The sequence below is a fragment of the Chitinispirillales bacterium ANBcel5 genome (genome assembly GCA_029688955.1).
GTDB classification, from domain to species: domain Bacteria; phylum Fibrobacterota; class Chitinivibrionia; order Chitinivibrionales; family Chitinispirillaceae; genus Cellulosispirillum; species Cellulosispirillum alkaliphilum.
In genome coordinates, this window is the sequence record JARUKZ010000031.1 from 1 (window position 1) to 26,124 (window position 26,124).

23 protein-coding genes are annotated in these 26,124 nt (G+C 40.7%); 6 read left to right on the forward strand and 17 right to left on the reverse strand.

What is annotated here, in order from left to right; genetic code table 11:
- The first annotated feature begins 734 nt into the window (after positions 1-734).
- On the forward strand, positions 735-2,465 hold the full coding sequence (locus QA601_14320) for a response regulator (protein ID MDG5816266.1): 1,731 nt from the start codon (positions 735-737) through the stop codon (positions 2,463-2,465).
- Here the strand turns inward: QA601_14320 and hemW are convergent.
- The 10 genes from hemW to QA601_14370 all read right to left on the reverse strand — a co-directional run bounded on the left by hemW (position 2,458) and on the right by QA601_14370 (position 12,350).
- On the reverse strand, positions 2,458-3,609 hold the full coding sequence (gene hemW / locus QA601_14325) for a radical SAM family heme chaperone HemW (protein MDG5816267.1): 1,152 nt from the start codon (positions 3,607-3,609) through the stop codon (positions 2,458-2,460). The two genes, QA601_14320 and hemW, sit on opposite strands and share 8 nt — an antisense overlap.
- A gap of 12 nt (positions 3,610-3,621) precedes the next feature.
- Positions 3,622-4,251 carry a phosphoribosylanthranilate isomerase gene (locus tag QA601_14330; GenBank protein MDG5816268.1) on the reverse strand — a complete coding sequence of 210 codons (630 nt, stop codon included), beginning with the start codon at positions 4,249-4,251 and terminating at the stop codon, positions 3,622-3,624.
- Between the two features lie 2 nt (positions 4,252-4,253).
- Entirely contained in the window at positions 4,254-5,030 is a 777-nt protein-coding gene (gene trpC, locus QA601_14335; GenBank protein ID MDG5816269.1) for an indole-3-glycerol phosphate synthase TrpC, read from the reverse strand.
- Positions 5,027-5,629, reverse strand: coding sequence for an aminodeoxychorismate/anthranilate synthase component II (locus tag QA601_14340; GenBank protein MDG5816270.1), 603 nt, complete (start codon positions 5,627-5,629; stop codon positions 5,027-5,029). The genes trpC and QA601_14340 overlap by 4 nt, the downstream gene beginning before the upstream one ends.
- On the reverse strand, positions 5,623-7,143 hold the full coding sequence (gene trpE / locus QA601_14345; protein ID MDG5816271.1) for an anthranilate synthase component I: 1,521 nt from the start codon (positions 7,141-7,143) through the stop codon (positions 5,623-5,625). Before trpE ends, QA601_14340 begins: the two co-directional genes overlap by 7 nt.
- Before the next feature lie 138 nt (positions 7,144-7,281).
- On the reverse strand, positions 7,282-7,698 hold the full coding sequence (locus tag QA601_14350) for a secondary thiamine-phosphate synthase enzyme YjbQ (protein ID MDG5816272.1): 417 nt from the start codon (positions 7,696-7,698) through the stop codon (positions 7,282-7,284).
- Entirely contained in the window at positions 7,695-9,038 is a 1,344-nt protein-coding gene (locus tag QA601_14355; GenBank protein MDG5816273.1) for a glucose-6-phosphate isomerase, read from the reverse strand. The genes QA601_14350 and QA601_14355 overlap by 4 nt, the downstream gene beginning before the upstream one ends.
- Positions 9,039-9,104: 66 nt before the next feature.
- Positions 9,105-10,496, reverse strand: coding sequence for a diadenylate cyclase (locus tag QA601_14360; GenBank protein ID MDG5816274.1), 1,392 nt, complete (start codon positions 10,494-10,496; stop codon positions 9,105-9,107).
- On the reverse strand, positions 10,486-11,631 hold the full coding sequence (locus QA601_14365; protein ID MDG5816275.1) for a 1-acyl-sn-glycerol-3-phosphate acyltransferase: 1,146 nt from the start codon (positions 11,629-11,631) through the stop codon (positions 10,486-10,488). Before QA601_14365 ends, QA601_14360 begins: the two co-directional genes overlap by 11 nt.
- A gap of 269 nt (positions 11,632-11,900) precedes the next feature.
- Complete coding sequence (locus QA601_14370) at positions 11,901-12,350, reverse strand: hypothetical protein (GenBank protein MDG5816276.1); 450 nt, start codon at positions 12,348-12,350, stop codon at positions 11,901-11,903.
- A 484-nt stretch (positions 12,351-12,834) separates the two neighbouring features.
- On the opposite strand from QA601_14370, the gene QA601_14375 reads away from it, so the two are divergent.
- Positions 12,835-13,902 carry an MlaE family lipid ABC transporter permease subunit gene (locus tag QA601_14375; GenBank protein MDG5816277.1) on the forward strand — a complete coding sequence of 356 codons (1,068 nt, stop codon included), beginning with the start codon at positions 12,835-12,837 and terminating at the stop codon, positions 13,900-13,902.
- Between the two features lie 279 nt (positions 13,903-14,181).
- Here the strand turns inward: QA601_14375 and QA601_14380 are convergent, their stop codons facing one another.
- The gene (locus QA601_14380; GenBank protein MDG5816278.1) at positions 14,182-15,627 is read right to left on the reverse strand and encodes a sugar transferase; all 1,446 of its coding nucleotides are present in this window, start codon (positions 15,625-15,627) and stop codon (positions 14,182-14,184) included.
- Between the two features lie 482 nt (positions 15,628-16,109).
- Here QA601_14380 and QA601_14385 point away from each other — a divergent pair, with 482 nt between their 5' ends.
- Positions 16,110-17,102, forward strand: coding sequence for a class I mannose-6-phosphate isomerase (locus tag QA601_14385; protein ID MDG5816279.1), 993 nt, complete (start codon positions 16,110-16,112; stop codon positions 17,100-17,102).
- A 74-nt stretch (positions 17,103-17,176) separates the two neighbouring features.
- Here the strand turns inward: QA601_14385 and QA601_14390 are convergent, their stop codons facing one another.
- Positions 17,177-18,007: an RNA polymerase sigma factor RpoD/SigA gene (locus tag QA601_14390; GenBank protein MDG5816280.1), complete on the reverse strand. Its 831-nt coding sequence runs from the start codon at positions 18,005-18,007 to the stop codon at positions 17,177-17,179.
- A 356-nt stretch (positions 18,008-18,363) separates the two neighbouring features.
- Between QA601_14390 and QA601_14395 the strand changes: the two genes are divergently transcribed.
- Together QA601_14395 and QA601_14400 are read left to right on the forward strand one after the other, a co-directional pair.
- A complete protein-coding gene (locus tag QA601_14395) occupies positions 18,364-19,830 on the forward strand; it encodes an NfeD family protein (GenBank protein MDG5816281.1) in 1,467 nt (488 codons plus the stop codon).
- A 2-nt stretch (positions 19,831-19,832) separates the two neighbouring features.
- A complete protein-coding gene (locus QA601_14400) occupies positions 19,833-20,315 on the forward strand; it encodes an NfeD family protein (GenBank protein ID MDG5816282.1) in 483 nt (160 codons plus the stop codon).
- 14 nt (positions 20,316-20,329) lie between these two features.
- Here the strand turns inward: QA601_14400 and QA601_14405 are convergent, their stop codons facing one another.
- The 3 genes from QA601_14405 to QA601_14415 form a co-directional block, all read right to left on the reverse strand.
- Positions 20,330-21,571 (reverse strand): CNNM domain-containing protein, encoded by a 1,242-nt coding sequence (locus QA601_14405; GenBank protein ID MDG5816283.1) that lies wholly within the window; start codon positions 21,569-21,571, stop codon positions 20,330-20,332.
- A gap of 54 nt (positions 21,572-21,625) precedes the next feature.
- Positions 21,626-22,081, reverse strand: a complete 456-nt coding sequence (locus QA601_14410; protein MDG5816284.1) for a single-stranded DNA-binding protein — start codon at positions 22,079-22,081, stop codon at positions 21,626-21,628.
- A 117-nt stretch (positions 22,082-22,198) separates the two neighbouring features.
- Positions 22,199-22,954: a glycosyltransferase gene (locus tag QA601_14415; GenBank protein ID MDG5816285.1), complete on the reverse strand. Its 756-nt coding sequence runs from the start codon at positions 22,952-22,954 to the stop codon at positions 22,199-22,201.
- 292 nt (positions 22,955-23,246) lie between these two features.
- Between QA601_14415 and QA601_14420 the strand changes: the two genes are divergently transcribed.
- On the forward strand, positions 23,247-24,521 hold the full coding sequence (locus QA601_14420; GenBank protein ID MDG5816286.1) for a cobalamin-dependent protein: 1,275 nt from the start codon (positions 23,247-23,249) through the stop codon (positions 24,519-24,521).
- 3 nt (positions 24,522-24,524) lie between these two features.
- Here the strand turns inward: QA601_14420 and QA601_14425 are convergent, their stop codons facing one another.
- Complete coding sequence (locus tag QA601_14425) at positions 24,525-24,887, reverse strand: sensory rhodopsin transducer (protein ID MDG5816287.1); 363 nt, start codon at positions 24,885-24,887, stop codon at positions 24,525-24,527.
- 32 nt (positions 24,888-24,919) lie between these two features.
- Positions 24,920-26,116: a D-arabinono-1,4-lactone oxidase gene (locus tag QA601_14430; protein MDG5816288.1), complete on the reverse strand. Its 1,197-nt coding sequence runs from the start codon at positions 26,114-26,116 to the stop codon at positions 24,920-24,922.
- Positions 26,117-26,124: the final 8 nt, after the last annotated feature.

A 26,124-nucleotide genomic window follows, 5' to 3' on the forward strand; every position in this document is an offset into this window, starting at 1 on the left:
ACGTTTAATTGAGAGACATGGATACAATTCAATAATCAATTTCACTTTGTGAAATCATAGCCATACTGACACCTTTTTTAACAGCTATTGTGACATTTTGCTATAGACAGCTGTACATAAAACTTATGGGAATTATTCAACTCCTAAACGCTAAACCCTTCCCCGAAAGCCAGAAACTTACTGTTTTTGCGGTCAGTGCGCAGAAATCACCTATTGGTTTCATAAAAACGTTACGGTATTATATTCATTATATCTCAAGGCAATAAAACTGGTAATGTAATCCAATCGGCCTTAAAAAAAACGGTCCAAAACTATCCGTCTATTACCACTAGGAAAACATCTATAGTAAACCAGCAAGGTTCTCCATTTCAGCATAGAATTTCCCTCCTATGCTGATAATGCATTGAGCACCCATTCACCCCTGTTTTGCATTTGGATGATTGAATGTACCTGAGGACTCTTACATTGAATCTATTCAGTGTATTAGGCGTGCCTCTTCATTCCTATATACCTACTTAATTCCGTAAGGGATAGGTGAGTACATACTGAATTCAATCACCAATACACTAAACCATGGTACAGCACACAAAACAGCCTAAATAATAATGAAACAGTAAAAATGGTCGTGCTTTCATACTTAAATCTCTTTAATATTGACCCCTAATCACTTTTATCATATACTCTTTAAATTAGTATACCTTTTCTTCTAATGAACACTTTTTAAGGTCTTTCCTGTGGTTTGTATCGTACTTATCTGCGGTAATAATAAAGAAAAACAGATCCTTAAGCTCGCCCTTGAGCAGCGCGGTATAAAAGTTTTACTTGCCGAGCCAGTATACAAGAACTATCTCACGATCATTCAGTACCTGCCGGACCTGGTACTGCTTGAATTGCCACGACAGGCTCACGAGCAGCTCCATTTCTGTGGGTTAATCAAAGGCCATAAAAAAACTAAATCTATACCCATTATTGGTTACGGAATTAGACTCAGTGAAATAGAAAAACGCTCATTATCACAACTCGGTATCTGCACCTATCTTCAAAGACCGCTGAAATTTTCAGCCTTAGTTAATGTGATAGATCAATTTTTGAAAGCATCAAATAAAAAGATAGAAAAAGATCCCAAGCCAAATAGTAAACAAAACGACCTTAACAAGTTACTGTGTTCTGATATACCTGGTACTCAAAAAATCGAAATTATGTCAGATCATGTTTCTTCGTTAATGGCTTTTCCCTTCACTGTTGCACGGGTACTGCACCTGACTCAGGACGACAGAACTGGAGCTGCACATTTGGCAAAAGCGATTACAGCAGACCCTGTGATTGCCACCCATATCTTAAAGTTATCCAATTCTGTTTTTTTCGCAAGCTCGTCCAGACGGATAACTTCAATAAAAGATTCTATCGTAAGAATCGGGTTCAATGAGACCAAGAAGATTGTGATGAGTATGACGGTGATCAATTTGTTAGATAAAAACCGTAAATCTTTTGGTTTTAGTAGAATCGCGTTCTGGAATCATTCGCTGTCTGTTGCTGTTATTTCTGAAGCATTAGCTCGTCAAATATCAAACATCAATACAGAGGAGGCATTTTTAGCGGGTTTACTACATGACTTTGGAATAATTATATATGATGAATTCTTTCCCGATATTTTCGACACAGTTCTTCAGAAAACGGTAAATGAAGGCAGTAGCTTTATTCAATGCGAAAAAACCGAGATGGGAATAACACATAACGACCTTATTGCTGCTCTGTTTCCTAAATGGAAATTACCTCAACCTGTTACCGATGTTATTGTTATGCAGGATAAAATTCAGGATATAAAACCAGAAAGCCTTAGTAAAAATGATAGTAAATTTGCTTTTTGTGTTGGCTTAAGTAACCTGCTGGCCAAAAGTTTAATAACCGGTAAAGAATGTGATGAGTATATATACGCGGTTTCTAAAGAACATTTTTTGAAAGCAGGAATAAGGGCTGGGATTACAAATCAATTTATTGAACACGTTACCAATCAAATTGTATCGTTTAAAAGGATGCTTAAGCTTGATGAAGAAGAACAGACAAAGCTTCATGCTTCAGGTCATCAAATTGGTATCGTAAATTTTAAAAGGGACATGTTCATAGCACCGAGTATTTATCTCAGTAAGCATGGTTGGGGAGTAGAAATTGTTAGTCCAACTCAAAACACGGCTGAGTTAGATAATAAATTTGACTGTCTCATACTTTGGGGTGGTGATACAGTTAGCGTTCAAGATATTGACACTTATTCTAAAATCATTGGTCATGGATCAGAAGATACCAGGTACTATTTTTCACCACTCCTGGTCGTCACTTCTAATACTAATGATTTTACTGAATCGGAACAATTAGCAGTTATGAATGAAAACTTTGATCTTAGAATTTTCATTCTTACTCTGGAAAAGTTAATATCAAAAAAAGATGATAGAAAACCGGATGTTAAATGAGTTCTCCGACTACTCTGTTGGAAACTATTCTCCCCTTATCTGTAAGGCACCAGTATCGGTTTAAACTATATATCAAAAGTCCGTCAGAAACAAATTTTTCCAACTTAGCCTTTCTGACATCGTTATAAAAATCCTGCCCGGTCAGTTCTAAATATCTCTTCTCATCTAATCCGATATTTTTCCTTAAACCAAGATATATAAGTTCTGTTGAGAGTTCCTTTTTACAAATTTCTTCCTGGTATTCAATTGCTGGTTTACCAGAGTCGATAGAGTTAAGGTAACCTGTTATATCTTCAATGTTTGCCCACCGGTTTGGGTGAATGTATGAGTGTGCCGAACATCCTAAACCAATATAAGGCTTATGGTCCCAGTATGCAAGATTATGACAGGATTGGTATCCTGATAAAGAGTAGTTAGATATCTCGTATTGCTGAAAGTTAAAATCGTTACATACATTTGAAACAAGACTATGCATCTCTATCAAGACCTTTTCCTCTGGAAGAGGTAAAAATTTCCTATGCCTACCAAAAGGAGTATTTTCATTAATAGTTAGTTCATATGCGGAAAGGTGCTTAACTTTAGAATTTTCAAGAATCAAAGCTAGACTATCTTTTAATGAATCAATTCCTTGACCTGGAAGTCCGAAAATAACATCCACCCCAATTGACTTAAATATATTTAGCGTGCAATTATTTAAGACTTCAGAAGCCTTTTTAGCACTATGGGTCCGCCCACAAATACTAAGTTCCCGTTCATTAAGGGACTGGACGCCAAAAGTAAGACGATTAACGCCATTTTCAGCCCACAGGTAAGCCTTTTCTTCACAGAATGTCTCAGGATTAACTTCCACAGTCCACTCTTTGAGTGAACTCAAGTCTAATTTTGAAAAAAGTCTCTCCTTAAGGAAGATCCAATCATTTTTTCCAAGCAAGGAAGGTGTACCGCCGCCCATAAAAATGGTCGTAATTTTTGGCTCCGACGGCAGGGTTTTCTTTATTAATTCCCATTCCCTGACTAAGGCACTTGTATACCTCTGTGCCAGTTCCGTATTAAAGGGAACAGAGTAGAAATCACAGTAGCGGCATTTTTTTAAACAAAAGGGGATGTGTATATAAAGGGAAAGAGTATTAGTATAACAATTCATTGATTTATAACTTCAGGAACCTTTCAAACTTCTGATCGTCTTCATAACCTCTCTCATCTTAACAGGATTTTTCACACCTGGGCTGATCTCAACTCCACTGTTTACATCTACTGCATAAGGTTCTACTGCCAAGACTGCTTCCGCGATATTTGATGGACCAAGTCCTCCTGCGAGAATAACATTTTGGTAACAATTGCATGCATTCTTTGCAATAGACCAATCAAATGTTTTACCACTACCACCATGACACTCCGGATCCCAGGTATCTAAAAGAAAAGCGCTCACATCGTAATTACTCAACGGTGTTACATCGGAATCCGGCTGTACGGAAAAACTTTTGATTACAGGTACAGTGCATAAAGAGTTACAATATTCGGGAGTTTCGGAACCGTGAAGTTGAACTGCATCAATCCCGAATTCTTTTACAATACGACGTACTGTATCGATTTCTTCATTAACAAATACTCCAACTTTGGATATAAACGGGGGAAGTTGTTTTATTATTTTCAATGCCTGAGCAGGATGAACATAACGTGGGCTGGATGGATAAAATATAAAGCCAAGGGCGTTAGCTCCAAGGTTAACCGCAATTTTTGCATCTTCATACCTTGTTATTCCACAAAACTTTACTTTTATATTCATCGTTAAGCTCCTGGATTAAGAGATAGTTTTCTTATCATTGATGCCGGATCATTACTTCTCATAAGAGTTTCTCCCACCAATAATCCGTTTACACCGGCGCTACGTAGAGTAACAGATTCATCAACGGTACTGATTCCGCTCTCAGATATAACTGTTACCTCCGAAGGGATATGCTTAATCAGCCTGAGTGTAACATCAATATCCACATTGAAAGTTGTAAGATCTCTGTTGTTTATTCCAAGGAGTGATGGATCAAGTTTCATAGCTCTTTCCAATTCAGGTAACGTATGAATCTCAATCAATTGCTCCATTCTCAAATCAGAAGCTGCCTGGTAAAGATCAAACAATTGGTGATCATCCAACGCTGCAACAATTAGTAGAATCGCATCTGCATCCAAAGCAGCACTTTGCTCAACCTGCAAGGTATCAATAATAAAATCTTTTCTTAGAACCGGTAGATTTACACTTTCTCTTACATCAACTAAATACTTCCAATGTCCCTGAAAAAATTTAGAATCTGTTAAGACAGATATGGCATCTGCTCCACCTTGCTTATAGATTGAAGCAATATTTACCGGATCAAAGTTTTCACATATTACCCCTTTAGACGGTGATGCCTTTTTTACCTCAGAAATAATAGAGAGGCGGTCTTTATTTCTGAGTCCACCCGAAAAACTACGGGGCTCTGATGTACGTCCACCAAACCGACTACGCATATCTCTTAGAGAATGGACTTCTCGTTTTTTCTCTGCAAGAATTCGTTTTAACACTTCATTCATATTACTTCTGCTCTTTTTGAGATTTCTAATCCTGCAAGCGTTAAAAAGTTCCCAAGTAATGTTTTTCCATGCTCAGTAAGGATCGACTCAGGATGATATTGCACACCAAATATTGGATACGTCTTATGCTCGAATCCCATTATGATGCCATCTTCTGTACTACTCACAATGTTAAGACAATCAGGACAGCTCTTCTTTTCAACTATAAGGCTATGATATCTGGTAGCGGTAAAAGGTGAAGGTATTCCGGCATAAATGCCTCTTTGGTTATGAAAGACCGATGAGACCTTTCCATGCATAAGATAAGGTGCTCTGATTACTTTTCCACCAAATGCATAGCCAATTGATTGGTGCCCAAGACAGACACCCAAAACAGGGACTTTTTTTCCAAGCTCTTTTATTACGTCAACCGAAACGCCAGCTTCTTTTGGAGTACATGGCCCAGGGGAGATAACTATTGCAGAAGGCCCCATCTCCTTTATTTCATCAACATCTATGGAATCATTTCTGTGGATTGAAATCGGCCCGTTATATAACTCACCAAAATACTGCACCAAATTATATGTAAAAGAATCATAGTTATCTATTATAGTCAGCATTTCTGCTCCGCTTTCTTAGTATCGCATTTAGTAGAATCACTTCCGGCAATTTCAGCTGCTCTTTTTATTGATGAAAAAAGTGCGGATGCTTTATCTACCGTTTCCTGGTATTCTTTTTGGGGCACAGAGTCTGCAACGATTCCAGCACCAGCCTGAATATATGCTTTACCATTGTGATAAAGTATTGTGCGGATTACAATGCAGGTATCCATATTACCGTTAAAGTCAATATAACCAAGAGCTCCCCCATACAAACCTCTTTTTACGTTTTCCAGCTCATCAATAATTTCCATAGCTCTTATTTTGGGTGCCCCCGAAAGTGTACCTGCAGGAAAACATGAAAAAAGAGCATCAAATGCGTCACAACCGTTCTTTAACTCACCCGACACATTGGTGACTAAATGAATCACATGTGAATACTTTTCTATGTGCATCATATCATCAATTTTTAATGTGCCGTAGTTACTTACTCGCCCCACATCGTTTCTACCTAAGTCTACGAGCATAACATGCTCTGCAATCTCTTTAGGATCACTCTTTAAATCTTTTATCAGCTCTTCATCCCTGGCTTCACTTTCACCTCGCCTGCGGGTACCGGCTATTGGCCTTGTTTCAACCTTACCATCCTCAACTCGCACAAGCATCTCCGGTGAAGCACCGATTACTGAAGTATCATCGAGATTAAGATAGTACATGTAAGGCGAAGGATTAACAACCCTTAAAATTCTATAAAGATCAAACGGCTTTGCTTCTACTTCTACAGAAAATCGTTGCGAAAGCACAACCTGAAAAATATCGCCAGCCCTTATATACTCCCTGCACTTCTCTACTGCATCTTCGTATTCTTCTTTAAGTACATTAGATTTAATATCACCGGATTTGCCAATTATAATTGATGAATCCACGGTTCCGTTTATTAAACGCTGTTCCATTTTTTCTATGGACAGAATAGCGTTTTCGTATTCGCGTTTTATATCTGAGCAATTGTTTTCAAGAACGATATTACTTATTAAAAGAAGTCGGTTCTCCCTGTTATCGAATGCAACAATATCCCTGTAAAACCCAAAAAAGATATCGTAAAGCGGATCTTTTTTGTCATTTTTGTCCGGTATATTTTCCTTAAAACGGATTGAATCATAGGCAAAATATCCTACAGCTCCTCCCGAAAATCTTGGAATAGCACCTGATGCAGTTACCTTATATTCTGCAAAATGCTTACGTAATGCTGTTACCGGATCACCATTGCCAGTTTCCCGCTTTGTGCTCGATTCATAAACCCAGTTTTCCCCTGAAGCACTGAAGGTAGCAAAGGGATTTCCACCAAGAAATGAATACCGTGCAACGGTATCCCCTCCACTTACACTCTCAAGAAGGAAACTATATTTATCGCTGCTGAACAGTTTCAACCATGTTGATACCGGAGTCTCTGTATCGGCAAGTATAGTTTTGCAAATCGGGATGACATTAGCACCACAAGACGCTTTCTTCACCTCTTCAAAAGTCGGATAGATCACTTTTGCCTTTCGATTTTTTTTTCACCTGAACAAACTCAGTTTAACCCGTGTATCATTACGGGGTACTACAGTTAATCTTTAAAACCAAATAGAGTTTTACGACTACTGCTGCATGAACATAATGCAGCAGTAGTTTTTTCATTCACCTATGATTTTTACAAGTACCCTTTTTGAACGCCGACCATCAAATTCACCATAGAAAATCTGCTCCCAGGGCCCAAAATCAAGCTTACCATTACTAACAGCTACCACAACTTCTCGACCCATAACCTGGCGCTTAAGATGTCCATCAGCATTATCCTCTGCACCATTATGACGATACTGTGATATAGGTTCGTGCGGAGCAAGGTTTTCAAGCCAATCGTCAAAGTCTGCGATGAGACCACTTTCATCATCATTTATATACACGCTTGCAGTAATATGCATTGCATTTACCAGGCACAACCCCTCTTTTATTCCACTTTCTAACAGTGCTTTTTGCACATCGGGAGTAATATTTAAGTAATCCCGTCTATGGGGAGTTTTAAACGTGAGCTCTTTTCTAAATGATTTCATACACCCATATCCTTTGTTCTTTGCGCAAGAGCTTCGCGCTGTTTCTCAAATCCTGCTTTACCCAGAAGAGCAAACATGTTCTTTTTATATGCTTCAACACCAGGTTGATCGAAAGGATTTACCCTTAGAATATAGCCGGATAGTGCAACCGCTTTTTCAAAAAAATAGAACAGCTGACCAAGTGTTTGCTCACTTCTATCCTCAAGCATTAATGTGGAAACAGGAACACCACCATCTAAATGGGCAAGCAGTGTCCCCTGGTACGCTTTATTGTTTATATCCTCGAATGTCTTACCCGCGAGATAATTCAATCCATCACTGTCATCATCAAAAGCCGGTACACAAATAGACGAACGAGTATTTTTGATAAGCATAAAAGTCTCAAATACCGACCTTACTCCCTCCTGCATCCACTGACCCAGAGAGTGAAGGTCAGTTGTATAATCAAGTCCGGCAGGAAATATTCCGGTACCATCTTTACCTTCACTTTCGCCTGCAAGCTGCTTCCACCATTCGTTAATGAAGTGTAGTTGCGGTTGAAATGTTGCCATTACCTCTGTTGTGTAACCTCGCCTGAACAGAATATTTCGCATCGCAGCATAACGCCCAGCGATATTGCTCTGAATATCCCTTCCCTTAAAAAGGTCGTACCCCTGAGAAGCCCCCTCCATCAATTTTTTAATGTCTATTCCTGCAACTGCAATAGGAAACAATCCCACAGGTGTAAGCACAGAAAATCTACCACCCACGTCTCCGGGGATCTCAAAAGCAGAATATCCTTCTTCATTTGCAAGTTTACGTAAAGCGCCTTTTGAAGGATCTGTAGTCGCAATGATACGGCTCGCAGCTTCCTTTCTGCCATAACGCTGTTCCATCCAGTGACGTATCACTCTAAAAGCAATACCCGGTTCGGTGGTTGTACCACTTTTTGAGATGACATTGACCGCTACTTCTTTATCTTTTAGCGACTCAAGAAGGTCTGAAAGATAATCGGAGTTAATAGTATGACCAGCAAAAATAATCTGAGGCTTGCGCATCTGCTCAAAAGATGGTGAGAGATATTCTATTGCAGCCTTTGCACCCAGATAGGATCCACCGATACCGACACAAATAAGAACATCGGCTTTTGAACGAATCTGCTCTGCCTTTTCGCTTATTTGCTTAAGAGTCGCTGGGTCTATAGCTTTGGGTAATTCAAGCCAGCCAAGGAAATCATTACCAGGACCTGATTTGTTCTCAAGCATTTTCTGTGCAGATTCAACAGCTGGATTATAGTGTTCAAGTTCATCACTGGAAACAAAATCTGACATAAACCGATCATCAAACCATACCTTCTGCATTTTGAATCTCCTGTATTTATTTTAGATAGTAACTGTTAAACCTGCATTAGTAAAAGGTAATTTTGATTAAGGATAACTTTGTACCTTATCACCATCCTTTGAAACCGGACGTGAAAGAGACATCATCATTGCCCCACCTTTAAATAGGGTAACCATCCCGGTCGACTCTGAGATTGTAATCGCAAGACAGTTGGTGCAAGCAGTTATTCCTGCTGCAGCGATATGACGCGCTCCAAGACCACCGGGTAAAAGTTCAACTTCCTTTATTGGCTGAGGCCTTAAGTAACTGCCGGCCGACAGCACAATTCCGTCCCCGGTAACAATAAACGCCCCATCAATGCTTGCAAACTCCTTTATAGTCTCTGCCAATCCCGGATCCATTATATTTCGTTCTGCTTCACTGTATCCACGAAATGGATTGATTATTAATTGCCTTACATACGCATTCACCGAATTGGTATCCCCAAGTACAAAAATTGTACCCGCTGGTTTACCTTCTCTCCCTTCAACAGCAATTTCTCCCGCAAGCCCAATCACCCGTTCCAAAACCTCGGGTTTTACGTCAGGTGGCAAAAGGTCTTGTGAGTTAAGAAAGAAAAAATCATACTCAAGCGCCACATCAATCGCTACAATGGTATCAAACTGGTTATTTTTGCTGTTGCCAGATACACAAACAATTTTATCCTCCTTAGTTAAGAGGTTTCGGGAAAGTGCAAGGAGAATACCTATTTTTATCTGCCCGGTACGCGATGCGGGAATCGGTGGCGCCTGAACTACGCCTATAATACGTTTATCTTTTGTGGGATCAAACCTTGTTTTGTTATTCGTAACAATAATGATACGATTTTTACTTCTCGTTTGTTCGAGAAAATCATTCTCTTTTACACAATCTGCAAATATCATTATTGCCGAAGATTTTGTTTCTCTGGCAAGGACCATCGCTGAGGAAAGAACCGGTCCAGCTGGCTTTTTTGCTGGGCGAGAAGGTTTTTCATCAACTCCACCCTTTTTAAGAGCAAGCACCACAGCTCTCATATCCACAGGGGTTTCACTTTTAATTATAAGATCTCTGATTTCGCTGGATTTAAAAAAGGTAGCCAACTCAGAAAGTATCTGTACCTGCCTGTTTGTATCCGCATCCTCCCGAGCCACCAAAAGAACCACTATCTGTGCTAAAGCATTGCGGGCGGCATCATAGGGTATTCCAGCAGAACTTTTGCCTACTGCAATTGCAAACTCCTGCTTAATGGGAGCCCTTGTCTGCGGAAGCGCAAGCCCATGACCGATAAACGTTGAAGAGCTTTCTTCCCTCTTAAGCATCTCATCTATCACTGCTTTTTGTCTGCGAACATCAGCTGCTTTACATACTCCAAGAGCAAGTTCCCTAAGCGCCTCTGTTTTATCGGTAGATTTTAGTTCTATTACGGTTGGTATAACTAAATAATCTTCAAATGACATCTATCTTCTTCTCCTCACGGCAGAGATTAAGCGCAGATGAATAGTAATTTATAAGATCTGACCTTACTACCTTTATACCACTGGATGTCCTTTTTATAGCTTTGAGTTTCTCTAATTGCTCAAGTCCCTTCTGTACCAATACTTTGCATGAAACCGATTCTACTGACCTAACATTTAACCCCTTACTCTTTGCCTCATCCCTGGCGAATGAAACCTTCTTTTCACACTCTTCATTACTAAACAGATCTGCCCCATTATCATTTATAGCTCTCGATACAACATGAACTGGAAGAATTCTGTAAAGAGATAAAAAGGTATCGTGAACCTGAGCACTAAGTTGATCCAGTGACTGGCGATGAGCAAAAAACTCGTCCCTTGTTTTTGTATTTCTGTTTTTCTCTATATCCAAACGTTCCCGAACAGAAAAGGGTTCCCCGTAATCACAGTAGATCGCTCCATATTTACGTTTGAATATCTTGTAAAAAAATACCGGAAAAAACGCCATAACATCTGCGCCAAAATAAAAAATGTTGCCTAAAAGACGCTTAAAAACAGGGGTGTTTTTCTTACGATACTTCTTTGCTTTAAGTAATAAAGAAAACCACGGTACATCTGGGGCCCGCTCATAGGAAACTGACATGGGTAAAATAGTTATATCTTTATCTGGATATCTGGCCTGAAGAATAATAGCAGCATTTAGTATCCCCCCCCGTATCGGAAGCATCTCACCACTGTAACTTCTCCCACCTTCAGGAAACACAAGCACCGTATCTCCATTTTGCATCATCTCCACAACATCATTGCAGAGATTGCGTACATAGTTACGCTCAAACCCATTACTCCTGGATACGGTAAAAGCACCAAAATTCCTGAACTTCGGGCCTATCCAGGGTAACTTTGTAAGATTATCACCCGCAGCAAACCTAAGATTTCTAAACCCTTTAAAATAAAGGATCTTACCAGCTAAAAAGTAATCCACATGACTGCGATGCGTACTAACCACCATTACAGGGTTTTTTTGAACCTGTTCACCATCAACCGCTGGCCCATCAATCTCCACAGAGGTAAAAACAGATTTGAAAAAGTGAGCTACACCCTCACTGACCTGAGCAACCGACTCGTGATATGATTTCATATTTTAAGATTATTTCCAAATTGAATGATTTCTTTTAGCTTAGAATACAATTGTAAGTATATTGTGCACAAAGATCCTATAGTATAGTATGTTAGAAAATAGGATTTGAAGTCATAAATCAAAAGTATTTTCTTTTACCCCATTGGCAGTGAACAAAAAAATGGTGTGGAATTTAAAGAAAGGCGGCTATGAATAGCTTGGAAAGTTAGGAGAAGTAGATAAAAGAAGCGAATACCCTACACCAGGTATCCACTTCAAAACTTAAACAATCAGGCTACATCAGCTTCTGATTTGGTTTCTTTATTGCTACCTGCATGATCATATTCAAAACTCTCGCCATCTTTCTTCATTTCGTCGATCAGATCTTCCCGACCAATCTGCTGAAGGTGACGAACTCGTTTATACTCGTTACGATGCTCCGGACAATACTTGGGATAGATATACTGCCTGGGGTATATTTTAACTTCAAACTGATGATCACAACCTTCAAGGGCACAGTTCATAACCATAGTTACTACTTCTGTATAGTTATGTTTGAAGGTCTGATTTTTGATATTGACGTCTTCGGGTTTTGTGCGCTTGCGTATCCTATAGCGATCCTGACGATGCTCAGGGCAGTATTTTGAGATATGAATCCCAAAAAATATTTTTCCGCATCCTGGATACTGACACTTTTTCTCCCGTAGTTTCTGACGCCGCCTCGATTTTGGTAACTGCATATTGAGAAGTCCTCCGACTGGGAAAATAGAAGAAAGGAATAGAGCTATCTTTTTTTAATTTTTATCTTGACCTTGATAGGCATATAATATATCGAGAAATGGGTAAAAAAGCAATCTATTTATATTCTTTTAATATCTGAAGATCACACAAAAAAAGCACTGACCACTCGCATACTGCTTTATATCAAACACTTACAATTTGACATTGACATCTCCTGTACACAAAATTATTTTTGCGAACGTTTACTTCCTGTGCTACCGAATGGTCAACCATACAATTATCTTACCCTTTTTCTCTCTACTGCATACCTTCAGGTGTAGCACTCATGTATTTTACCTTAAATGTGATTCAGACACACTGAAGAGTGTAAATACACTGAGAGACACAATTTTCAGTAATCTATTACGGATACCTGAAGCGAAATATTGAAGCAATACATACTTCAGATCCCATTTTTGATGTATCCCTCCCATGGAGCAGAAAATGAAACTGACCCCCAAAGATGAAAAAGTCATTAAAGGGCCACCTTTTCTGGATCGGACCTGGGTCGAATCCTGCGGTCTACTTAAAGGTGATCACAGCAACAAAACTACTGTTGATCTTTCCCAAACCAGAAAAATCGATTCTTCCGGTATCTGCTTTCTTCGCCTGTTACACTCTCTTCATACCCTCAGTGGCGGAAAATTGGTACTCAAAAACGCCCCGCCCAATATTGTAAAAGAGCTCAATTCTAGCCCTGAAAAGAGCCATAATCCTACGCCAGCTCCAAAACCTGGGTACTTTTACTCTGTTGGGGATAGATTTATCAAAAGCTACCAGTCTTGTTTAAAGGCTCTCTCTGTACTGGTTGAGATGCTCTATTGGGGTACTATTGGAACCATCAAGCGTAGAGATATAAAAAAAGGAGCTCTTGGAGAGCAGATGTACCAATTAGGCTTTAAAGCCCTGGGAATCATTACACTTTTATCATTTCTTGTGGGGGTAGTACTGGCACTCCAAACTGCAATGCAGCTTAAAAATTTCGGTGCAGGAGTATTTCTGGCCCCACTAATCGGTATTACTATGGTAAGAGAAATGGGACCTCTACTTACAGCTATTATTCTGGCAGGACGAACAGGAAGTGCAACAACTGCAGAAATTGCCACTATGGGTGTTGGAGAAGAACTCGAAGCCCTTCAAACAATGGGAATCAATCCGGTACAGTTTGTAGTAGTTCCAAAGTTTTGGGCCATAACAATCACAATGCCTCTGCTTTCTGCCCTGGCAACCGCTGCTGGAATATTTGGGGGTTATTTAATAGGTCTTGTATATCTTGATATTACCTCAGCCCTTTTCTGGAGCGAACTGCTTAAACATTTGCACTTTAGAGATGTATTGGCAGGAGTCTCAAAGTCATTCGTTTTCGCTTGGCTAATTATATGGATCGGTGCCTATTATGGTTTCAAAGTTAAGGGTGGTGCAGAAGCTGTGGGGAAAGAAACAACCGCAAGCGTTGTGGCAGGAATATTCGTAATAGTAGTAACTGATGCAATTTTTTCGTTTATTATTTAAAACACATATACGCCCAACTGTTTTTTGCTATAGCACTATAGGTCAAAAACCCAAAATTTAGGGGGATGCTTACTACATTTGTTTATACTTTATTCCTTGTACATTAGTTTACCCTACCCAACTCTCCCGATAACCAAATACACACGGTGTGCTTGAGACCCCAACCATCCCAAGCCACCGGTCTGCCTTCTCACCTTTGAACTTCAAGGCTCTGCAATTGCACTTACGCCTACCCCAATATTGTTGTTTTGAGTTCCAGTAACCCATTTTCTGATGGTGTCACGAAGCCCCAACTCCTAAAATACTCACAGGAACCGTTTTAAGCAGAATTTTTAAATCCAGCCACAACGACCACTCATCTATATATCTCATATCCATTTTCATCCACTGTTCGAAGGTAATATTATCCCTCCCCGAGACCTGCCATATACAGGTAATACCTGGTTTTACTGAAAAACGTCTACGCTGCCAGTCTTCATTGAACTCATTAAAGTCACGGATAGGAAGTGGTCTTGGACCAACCAGTGACATATCCCCCTTAAGCACATTGAAAAGTTGCGGTAATTCATCTATACTAAATTTTCTTAGAATTTTCCCAACCGGAGTAACTCTGGGGTCCATTTTAATCTTGAAGGCGGCTCCATCTTTGCGCTCATTTAAATGAGCGATTTGTTCAAGCCTCTGCTCTGCATCTGTTACCATGGTACGAAACTTAAGAACTTCAAAAACCCTTTTGTTCATCCCTACTCTTGACTGTTTAAAGAATACAGGCCCCCGACTTGAAAACTTAATTGCTAAAGCAGCAGCTATAAATACCGGTAATAGAATTACGACTAGAAGTAAGGATGCAGCAAAATCTATCAGTGATTTTACCAATACCATCCTCCTATACATCGCTCCTGTTACTATTGTGATAAGCGGGTTGCGTTCATCTATATGTTCCACCCTTGATTTTGCTGCCTTAAGGTTAAAAAGATCAGTTGACATTCTAATTACAGTCCCCTGCTCCTCGGCTATTTTCAAAATCATGAGTATCTTCTGATAACAGGTCTTGATGGGAAGGCAGATTACCACCTCATCAACAACATTATCCCTTAGATAAGAAGAAAAATCCTCAAAGCTACACACAATTTGTGGCATACCTGTCCCAAGTGGTGTTTCCCCATGCCATTCATTATCTATAAAACCCAGGACAGAATATCCTATCTGAGGATTTTTTTCCATGTATCGTGCATATGCCAGTGCTCTTTTTCCTGTCCCGGCTATCAGTATGTAACGCAGATTTCTGCCCTTGGCCCGAAGAAAACCGAGTACAAAGCGCAGAAATATTCTAAAAGAGAAAAGAATGGTCAAACTGATCCAAAAGAATAAGTAAATAAAAGAAATGCTAACCAACTCAGTAGGTCTGAGATAGTCAATCACCGCTAATAACACCGTGCAGAAAAAAACCGCCCTGAGTAAAAGTATAAACTCATCAAATAATGATATAAACCTTTTTGAATTATAGGAGCCAAACCAAAGAAAAACTAAATGCCAAATAAGAAGAATTAAAGTTCCCAAAACTCCATTGAAAACAGATATACGAGGAGATATTACATCCGCAAGCCTTGAAATAGATACCGGTTGATTGGATATAACATCTGCAATTAATAGTGCAGTAATAAGCAGTAAGATGTCGGTGAGTTTGAAAACATCCGACAGGACTTGACGACATACAGTTTTCATAAGCACTACCTCTGATAATTTTTTACCATTCTGTTACGAAGCTATAAAATGTAAAATCAAGAATTAAAATTCATATAGAGATTAGGGGAAATTTTCAATTATCAGTCTACTATTTAAAACTTGCAATACTTACACCTAAACATCTGCTTATTTGTTATTATTATGTTCTCCATCCTGAAATCACGATTCTCCCTAAATAATTAGTCTAAATAAAGGTCTTTGCACCTACAGCTTTTATCTTAGTTCACAGTTATACATTCCTTCTTTGCCAGTTAAAGCATTTGAGCATAAGCATTATAGTACAAAAAAAATCTGATCGTATAACAACCCCCATCGCTTCAGTTATTTTACCACCAGATTTGAACGAAATAACGCCCAAAGCCCGCTTTTTTCCCCTTCTTTGTATTTTTACTTCATTTCAACTATGTTCGTACACTATTTTTAACTATTATTCATACTGTAAAAAGGAATCGGCTAAGAAAATGTCTCTATACTCATATTCTCCGGCAATCTTTAAACCAATATTGAAGGAAAAAATCTGGGGTGGACGTTCTCTTGAGAAGAAATTAAACAAGACTCTTCCGCCTTCAATTCCTATTGGTGAGTCCTGGGAGTTGAGTGGATGGGGAGACAGTCAATCGATTGCTTGTGGGGGTGAGTTCAAAGGTAAAACCTTAACAGACCTTTTCATATCAGATCCAATCTCTTTTGCCGGAAAACGCTGTCTGAAACGTTCGGGGTTTCCTCTGTTACTAAAATTTATTGATGCAACAGAGAACCTTTCTGTTCAGGTACACCCTGATAAATCTCAGGCCCAAATACATGGCTGGGGAGAAAACGGTAAAACTGAGTGTTGGTATATCATTGATGCAATGCCGGAAGCAGAGATAATTGCGGGTTTTAATCGTGATGTAACAGAAAAAGAGGTAAAACAGGCTGTTCTTAACGGTACACTACACCACCTACTCAACTATATACCGGTTAAAAAAGGGGATGTGGTTTTTATTCCGGGTGGTACGGTTCATGCAATTCTTGGCGGAGCCCTAATATATGAAGTCCAGGAAGAATCAGATATAACCCTTCGGCTTTATGACTGGAATCGAAAAGATGATGAAGGAAAGGGACGTGAACTTCACCTTGATGAGGCATTGAAGATCCTAAACCTTAAGGGTGGTAAAGTTCATATTCCTGAACCATCTGTAATTATAGATACTCCCTTTTGCAGCCGGCGTTTACGCTGTTGTTGCTCCGATTTCACCCTTGAAGAATACTCTTTTTTTTCAAAGGGTGAGATTCCTGTATTCCCCAAGGACTCTTTTGAGGCTTTAAGTGTGGTAGCAGGTTCAGCAAAGCTAAAATGGAGCGGTGGAATGATAAATATTGCACTGGGACAAACCGTTCTTCTGCCGGCAAACCTCAAAGAGGTTGGTTTGATGGGTACAGCGGGAAGTTGTGTTTTATCTGCCGCACTTTAAAATAGTCTTCAGTACCAGGCAGTTACACACTTTCAGAGAAGCAGAGGCTTTTCGCCCCCCTTATTTCCGATCGGTTACTGCCTGATATCATGAAAAAACGGCGACAGCTTTGCCCTGGAATCTGGATTTTGCATCAATTTACGAAGAGAGCGGTCTCGTATTAATCTGACCCTTTCTCTTGTGAGTTTCAGCTCTTTGCCAATCTCTTCAAGGGTAAACTGCTTAGAAAAATTCAACCCAAAATACATCCTCAATATCCGCTCTTCTCTGCTGGTGATATACTGAAGGACACTATCAAGAACAGAAGCAAGCTCTTTTCGCCCACTCTCCCCATCCTGATCCGGATCAACTCCCAGGATATCCTGAAGTGTCATCGTGCTCTCTTCTCCCAGGTTGTTACCCGGAAGCGGGGCGTCTAAAGAAACCCCATAGAGTTTATCCATTACTTCTACAATATCCTTCTCATGATCCCTAAACTCCTCCATCTCGATAGTAGCATGATAATCACCCAGATTACGATCCAAAGCCTTCTTAAACTTATTAACCAAAGCAAGCTTATTAGGGGGGATCCGTATTGTGTCAGCCTGCTCAAGCAGCGCTTTCTGTATTCCCTGACGAACCCACCATACCGCATAACTGATAAACTTAACCTTAACGTTAAGATCAAATCGTTTTGCAGCCTTGATAAGCCCCATGTTTCCTTCATTAATAAGCTCAAGAAAACTCAACCCCCGTCCACGATAGCGCCTTGCAACACTGATCACAAATCTTAAATTAGAAGTAATCAGCTCATTGGTGGCTTTGCGGTCATCCTGCTGTACGCGTCTGACCAACTCACGCTCATGCTTTTCATCAATCAAACGATATCGTCCGATATCACGAAAATACAGTGTTTCTGTTTTCATATCCATACTTAACCGATTAAACCGCCTTCCGGCTGCCGGAGTGATAAACTACTTACTATATAAAATTGGTATCTGCAACACCATAACGCAACGTTATTAAAAGTGATTTTTAGAGTTACTTTATCCATCTAGTTGTTCCTTTCAATCAAACCTTAGTTAACGCATTACGAAACAACCCAGTAACTATTTTCAAATCATGCAATTACGCCATTTTTCATCTATGCATCCCAATATCTTCATTTCCATCAACGTAGTACACTTTAAATTAACCAGCCACCCTGAAGAAACGCTCTTTTCTACTATATATAATATCTTATTATATTGACAGCTCACGCTGCGAACCCTATTTTTGATTTATGCGAACATTTACTACTATAGCCAAACTCATTTTCATCTTCGCTTTCCTATCCCTCATAGCAGCACAGGAAAGACCAGATACCTCCAATTTATCTGACAAGGTAATTGTTATCAGAATAGAGGGTACAGTTGATGCAGGGATGGCAGCTTTTATATCCAGAGCTATTAGAGAAGCTAAAGAGTACAGTAACCCATTGATTGTGTTTGAAATTGATACCTTCGGTGGGCAGGTCGATGCCGCTTTTACTATTGCAGATACTATTGCCGCTATAAACAGCACTCCCACTGTCTCCTATGTGCAAGTTCAGGCAATCTCCGCCGGAGCTCTCATTGCGCTTGCTGCCGATCAGCTCTATATGCGCAATAATACCACCATAGGGGATGTTGCACCACTTATTATGTCCAGTGAAGGGCCACAGATGCTTGGTGAAAAGTATCAATCTCCCATAAGAGCAAAGTTTCGTGCCCTTGCAAGAAGAAATAACTATCCGGAAGTGCTTACAGAAGCAATGGTTACTGAGGAGCTAACGGTTCTTGAAGTAACACTTCCAGATTCAAGCTTCTATGTCGACTCTACCGGATATGCAGATCTAAGCCCCCAAATAAGGGAACAGATTGTTTCAACCCAAACAGTGGTCAGAAAAGGTGAACTTCTCACTATGACCGATACTGAAGCAGTGGAACTTGGATTCTCGCGCAAAAGCGTGAACACTGTTGATGAGATGCTTGAGGATATGGGATACCATGAGGCCGAAATCATCAGAATTGAAGAAAGCTGGTCAGAAACTCTGGTTCGCTTTATAGGCCGCATCGCTCCAATGCTCATGATGATCGGGTTTGCTGCCCTGTATATTGAAATACGTTCACCCGGTTTTGGCCTCCCGGGTTTAATAGGTGTAATCTGCCTTGCCGCTGTTTTCCTGGGACAGTACATGGTTGGACTCGCCGATTATACAGAACTGCTCCTTTTGATACTGGGACTGGTTTTTCTCTCTTTTGAGGTATTTGTGACACCTGGTTTCGGTTTCATGGGTTTTATTGGAATACTGCTTATGATGGCAGGGATGGTTCTCTCTTTTCAGAATTTCGTGATACCAAGCCCTGAAATTCCATGGCAGCAGGATATATTAGTACGCAATATCACCATGGTGGTTGCAAGCCTGCTGGGATCGGTGGTCATTATAGTTGCGTTTTTCCGCTATCTTTTCCCTCACATAGGGATGGTAGTTAAGGGGCCTTACCTGAGCGAAACCTTAAAAGATGCACGTATCGATAACGAAGAGCTGGCCCTACCTGCTGTAGGCGAAACCGCCACGGTTGTCTCAGCCCTTCGTCCTTCAGGAAAAGTGGAGATTAATGGTGAGCCCTATGATGTTGTAACCGAAGGGGAATTTGTTGACAACGGTTCAGAAGTAGTTGTTTCAGAACTCAGGGGCTCAAGAATAGTGGTAAAACGTAAGGTATAAATATGAGAGATATCCTAATTCCTATACTAATTCAACTGCTTGGAATCATAATAATCCTTGCAGAGTTTATACTCCCATCGGCAGGAATACTCACTGTAACAGCGCTGGGGCTCTTTGCTTATTCCCTCTATCTTGTCTTTGCTAATGTTTCAACAACTGCCGGTTTTGTGCTTCTTGCAGCAGATCTAATACTTATTCCCATACTGATTATTATAGGAGTAAAATTGCTTGCCATCTCACCTGTTACTCTTAGGAGTTCTTTGGGTCAGGGTGATGGCTCAGATGCCAATGAACCTAAGTCCCCAAAAGAGCTTATAGGGGTTGAAGGGGAAACGGTTACAGATCTTAGACCTGCGGGGGTAGCAATCATTGGGAGCAAACGCTGTGATGTGGTAAGCAGAGGAGAGTTTATAGCCAAAAACTCGCCTGTAATTGTAGCTGCTACTGACGGCAACAGAATTGTAGTAAAGAAAAAACCTCAGTAAAGCAACGCTGTTCTTTATGTAATCTTCTTTCTTATAAGAACAGTACTTATCCTTGTCGGTTCTGCTTTAACTACGTAAAAATACCATTCATCTACAAAAAACTTATCTCCGGTTTCGGGTATACGCCCCAAATAATTGCTCAGTAACCCATTTAACGTTCTGGCACCCTGGGAATGTTGTGAAAGAGTAGGTGGTAACCACTCCTCCATCGACTCAATATCCTGCAATCCATCAAAAACCATTGATGCTGCAGGGATCTTGAAATGAATAGTTTCGGTGGTTTGCTGCGCCGACTGAAATATTTTTCTAAGCCCCACGGATAACGAAAACACCCCCGAATATCCCCCAAATTCATCGAGAACACAAACTTCGGTAACTTTTTTGCGAAACATAAAAGCCAACAATTGCGCCATCTCGACACTATCCGGAACCCAATGGGCACCATAGCAGTGCCGCCCCACCGGAGCATGGGGAGGCGATTTGAGAAGTGAGTGAAGCCTAACAAACCCTTTAACATGCAGTTTACTTTCAGAGTCGCTGACCAGCGCAAATGTCTGTTTTAACTCGCTCATCTCTCTAATCGCATCGCTGCACCTCTTTGTAGGCAGAAAAACAGGTATCATTGAACGGTGGGTCATAAATTTTTTTACAGCAAGCGCCCCCTGTTCAAGCATCCCCTGTATCATTTCCTGTTCGCTTGGGGTTATAGCACCACGCTTTCTAAGATTTATTATTCCCCATTTAAGCTCTTCGAAAGTAACAAATGGAGAGGGGCTTTTAAGGTGTACCCTAAATTTTTTTAGGAAAAACTGATTGAGTCGGGCAATAAAAGACAAAACAGGAGAGAGTAACCGTTTTAACCTGTGAAAATAGGGGGCGATAGAAACCGCAAGAGCTTCATTATTTCTAAGTGCATAGTTTTTTGGAATAATTTCACCAAAAACAACTATAATACCAGTTCCTGCAAAAAGGCTCACTAGAGCAGATTGTTCGCGAAAAATGAGGCTCATCCACGAATAAACGATTCCGGCAAGGGTAATATTCACAAAAGTATTACCCAGCAGAATCAAAAGTAATGTGCGCTGTCCATCAAGAAGAAGAGAGTAGACAAGGTTGTACGATCGTTTTTCATGAGTTTGGAAAGAAAGTATTCTCTCCCTGGGTATGGAAAAAAGTGCCGTTTCAGAAGCGGAAAAAAATGCAGAAAGAACGATAAACAGTGTCGTTAAAAAAAGCAGCAATATAAAGATCGACATAAGCTCTTAAACAGAGCGAATCCAATGATCCGCTCTGAAAAAAGGGGTGTTTTTTTAAAAAGGAAGATCTTCATCGGCAGAAAATTGTTCATTCACCTGAGGCTCATACTGAGGAGAAGGTGATGAATTCTGGAAGTTTTGCGACTGATTCGATCCAGATTGAGCAGATCCGGACGAACCGGAAGGAGAGTTTAAAAACTCAACAGATAGAGCCACTATTTCTGTACGATACTTCTTGTTACCATCCCGATCATCCCAGGAGCGAGTGCTGATCTTTCCCTCGATATAGCAGGACCTTCCTTTTTTTAAATACTGGTTAACAAATTCCGCCTGACGTCCCCACACAACAATATTATGCCACTCAGTGCGATCCTGTCTCTGGCCGGACTTGTCGGTCCAACGCTCAGAAGTTGCTAGTGGGAATGACGCTACCGGTTGACCTGAGGGAGTGTACTTGAGTTCCGGATCCCGACCTAAATTTCCTATGAGAATCGCTTTGTTCACACCCATTTTTACCTCCTCCGGTATTTGGGGTATTAAAAAATTCTGTTATTTTTGAGCCGTGATACTATAAAATTGATCTTACCCAGCCTAAACGCAACATTTTACTTTCCCTGAGACTAATCTTTAGCTTCTTCGTGAGTATTTAGCCGTTAAAGCAGCCATTTTTATATAAATCAGATCCCTTATCCCGCGTAAGGAATCACGGAAAAGATTAACTCTGCGGGTTTCCTGGTAATTCCACTCTACCCCTATCTCCGCTACACTGTAGCCAAGCTTTTTAGCTACATAAAGAAACTCCACATCAAAGCCACTTGTGACACTGGGACCGTGTAGCTTCTTTCTTCGATTGGTTCTGTAGAGATAAAGCTTTGAAACAATATCCTTACACGCCCCTGAGCTCATTGCCTTAAAGCCGCACTGAGTATCAGAGAATTTAAGACCAAGTATCAAAGTTCGTAAAACTACCTGACCCCAGGAGAGCAAATACCTTCCTAGTGGGGCTCCGGGACGAACCAGCCCCCTGCTGCCAATCGCAACATCCACAGTTTTGAGTGCATCGAGAAGCTTAGAGGCTTCCTTTATTGGCGTTGCCTGATCCATATCAGTGAAAAGAATCTTCTCTCCCCTGGCCTGTGAGATCCCACTGACTAAAGCGGTGGCCTTACCAGCATGTTCTATCCTCAGCACCCTGTCTGCAGAAAGAGCAGCAAGTGATGCAGTCTCATCTAAACTACCATCATCTACTACTACAATTTCAGAGCTAAATGCCTGCTCTTCAACCCAGGTAACGATGCGGTTAAGCTTACCAGCCCTAATCGCTCCCGCTTCATTAAAAGCGGGTATAACTATGGACAGATATACATTGTCTTCTTTGTTCACTGAAAATATGACCGAAAAGTTGAAATTACAAATCGTTCTAAGATAATAAAATACCTGATTAATTACAACGATTCAAATAACTCTCGTTTTTCATACTGCGCCTGTGTTACCATTTTATTTCTTTTACCCTACTCTACATACTTGTTTCCATTGCTTACAGTGCTGGTTTCCTTAATGTGCCTATAATATTTTATAGTTTCAAAATCAGTAAGCCTCATACCCTGCACATTAAGGGCTATAAGACTGCAGACTACCAACACTGAAAAAAAACAGTTATAACCTGGAGTATACTTTGAAACTTCGTCTCATTTATCCCAAGTTCAAGAAATTTCTTGAGGACCACCCCTCTCTTCGTGAATCACTAAAAGATCATGTAGTGGGAGACTACACAATGCCACCCTCACTGGCTTTGCCGATTATCGCGTCACTTACTCCAGAGGATATCGAAGTTAACCTAACAGATGATAATATTGGAGAGCAAATAGACTTTGATGAAAAGGTGGATCTTGTAGTAATAAGCTGTTTTACACCACAAGCCCAAAGAGCATACAAAATAGCCGATGAGTTCAAAAAAAGAGGAACCCCAACCATTATGGGTGGAATCCACCCCACTGCAATTCCCGATGAATGCCTCCAGCACTGCGATTCTGTGTGTATTGGTGAAGTAGAACCTATTTGGCATGAGGTACTTGAAGATGCCCGGGCCAAAAATTTAAAAAAAGTCTACCAAGCAACCAAACCTTATTGCCTTTCGGAGTTTCCCATCCCCAAAAGAGAAATATTCAGCAGTGACAAATATAAATGGAATGCACACCTTGTGCTTACGATGCGTGGGTGCCCGGTTAAGTGCTCAGGATGTCCCATTCCTGAAAAAGAAGGTCCTCTGTTTCGGTTCAGACCGGTCGAAAACATAATTAAAGACATCGAATCCATGCCCTACAGACAGTTCTATTTCACCGACGATACAGTGATGCTGCCGGGGAAGAAAAACATGCGCTTTCTGCTTCAAATAATGGAGCGAACAAAAGATCTCAATGCAGGAATATTTCTGGCTTCAACCATGATGATGGTCCCCGATCCCCAATTCTATAAAAAGCTCTATGAAGGGAAAGCTGAGTCGATCTATACGATCTTTGGCTTTGACAGTGTATCCAAAAACCTTTTAAGCCCTGAGTGCAGTGCGGAAGACTGGAAAAAAGGTGTCGATCTGGTCCGAATGATCGAAGACAGCGGAATACATTTCTTTGGGTCGTTTGGAATAGGGTTTGATGATCAGGACGAAGGAGTTGTTGACAGAATTCTAAAATTTTGTGATGATGCTCGTATCGATTTAGCTGAATTCTATATTATTACTCCCTTCCCGGGAACCCCTTTTGGAACACAGGTGGTCAAAGAAAACAGGGTTCTTCACCGAAACTATGACCTCTGGAACCACTCCAACGTGGTCTTTAAACCCAAAAATTTCACAGAGCAAAAACTCATGGAATCCTATGATCTGCTCTGGAGAGAATTTTATCGTTGTAAAACTCCGGAAGATACTCTGCGTAGCTTTGATGTAGCGACCTAATAACTACTCACAATAGCCCAAAGTCGTTATCTCACTAAGAGCAGATGAAGCTGTAGTTTGTTTTGAGAACTGCACAACTATCGCTTCACTGCTCTTTATCACCGCTCCAAACGCTTTTCCAAGTAAAATAGGTTCGGGATCAATAAGATCATTAAAACGTATCAGACGCACCCTTTGCGCATCAACCAAAATATGATGAGCCCCCTCCTGCTTACGATCGCTGTAAAAAATTTCTATGGATAGTTTTGTACCCCTGTTGCCTGTGTTTAAAACTGCTACAGTATCGTGACTGGTTAGTTCTGGCTCATGCCCGGTAGACTCGATGTTAATATATCCACCAGAAATAACCCATACCCTTTTTCCCATCGCCTCCAAAACGTCTCTTCCTTTCTTTGCTCTTAGCTCTTTAAACCAAACAGTTGTCGCAAATAGCTATTTAGAAAAACCCCTTCGGGATCCCACTTTTTACGGACAGCGAGAAAATCGTCCCACATAGGGTAGCGCTCTTTTAACGATTCAGATTGCAGTGAGTGCTTTTTGGCCCAATGCGGACGCCCTCCCAAAGACACAAACAGTGGCTCCATATCGGCAAAATACTGCTCATAGGGAAGAGTAACATTCTGGTGAATGGTGATTGCCACTGTGTCCTGACCGTAACAGTTGCTGAGAAAAGTATCATCCCCGGCAACAGTTCTATACAAAACCCTCCAACAAACATCTTTTCTATGGATCTTTTTTACCCTGTTCCTGATCCTCCTAAATACCAGGGGGCCCATTTTGAGAGGATAAGCAAACTCCATTTCATGATATTTTAAAGTTCGCTCATGTGGGATTATGTCAGTAGCATAACCATATTTTTCTTTTCGCAATTGTGATGAACCTGTAGCCTCATTCTTATCTTCATTTACCAGATTGAGTGTGCGTATCTGAACCAGATCGCTACGTGGGTACCAGTAAAAATCAAAACTACGGTTATTATTCTGAAGCTCTTCAATGTGTTCAAGGCAATCATCAACATGAGTGCACCAATAGCGACGAACGGCACGAAAAGCCGGTATCACCTTAAGCCTTACACTTGTAAAAATTCCAAGCGTACCAAGGGAAACCCTTGCGGCCTTAAAAAACTCAGGGTTGCTCTGCTCTTCTACCTGAATAATCTCTCCACGACTATCAATAAACCTCACTCCGGTAAGATGGTAGGAGAGATTTTTGAGGTGCACTCCAGAGCCATGAGTTCCGGTTCCAAATGCCCCTGCAGCAGACTGATAGGCAACATCCCCATAATTTTCCATAGAAAAACCGATCTCAAGAAGGTCTCTGCCTGCTTTGCTCAGTACGGTACCAGCTCCAAGCCATACCTCTGAGTTGTCTAAGTCAAAAGATGAGATTCCCGAGAAATTTTTAAGGGAAAGCAATACTCCATCGGTCTGAACAAGTGGAGAGGAGGAGTGCCCTCGTCCCAATGGACGAACACCCAAGCCCCTTCTTGCTGCACTGGCAACAATCTCAGCTACCTGTTCTTCTTCTTTGGGAGCGACATAACTCCCTGGCGTGAAATGAATTGTTCCAGACCAGTTTTTCCATTGATGTTGCATCTACAGAC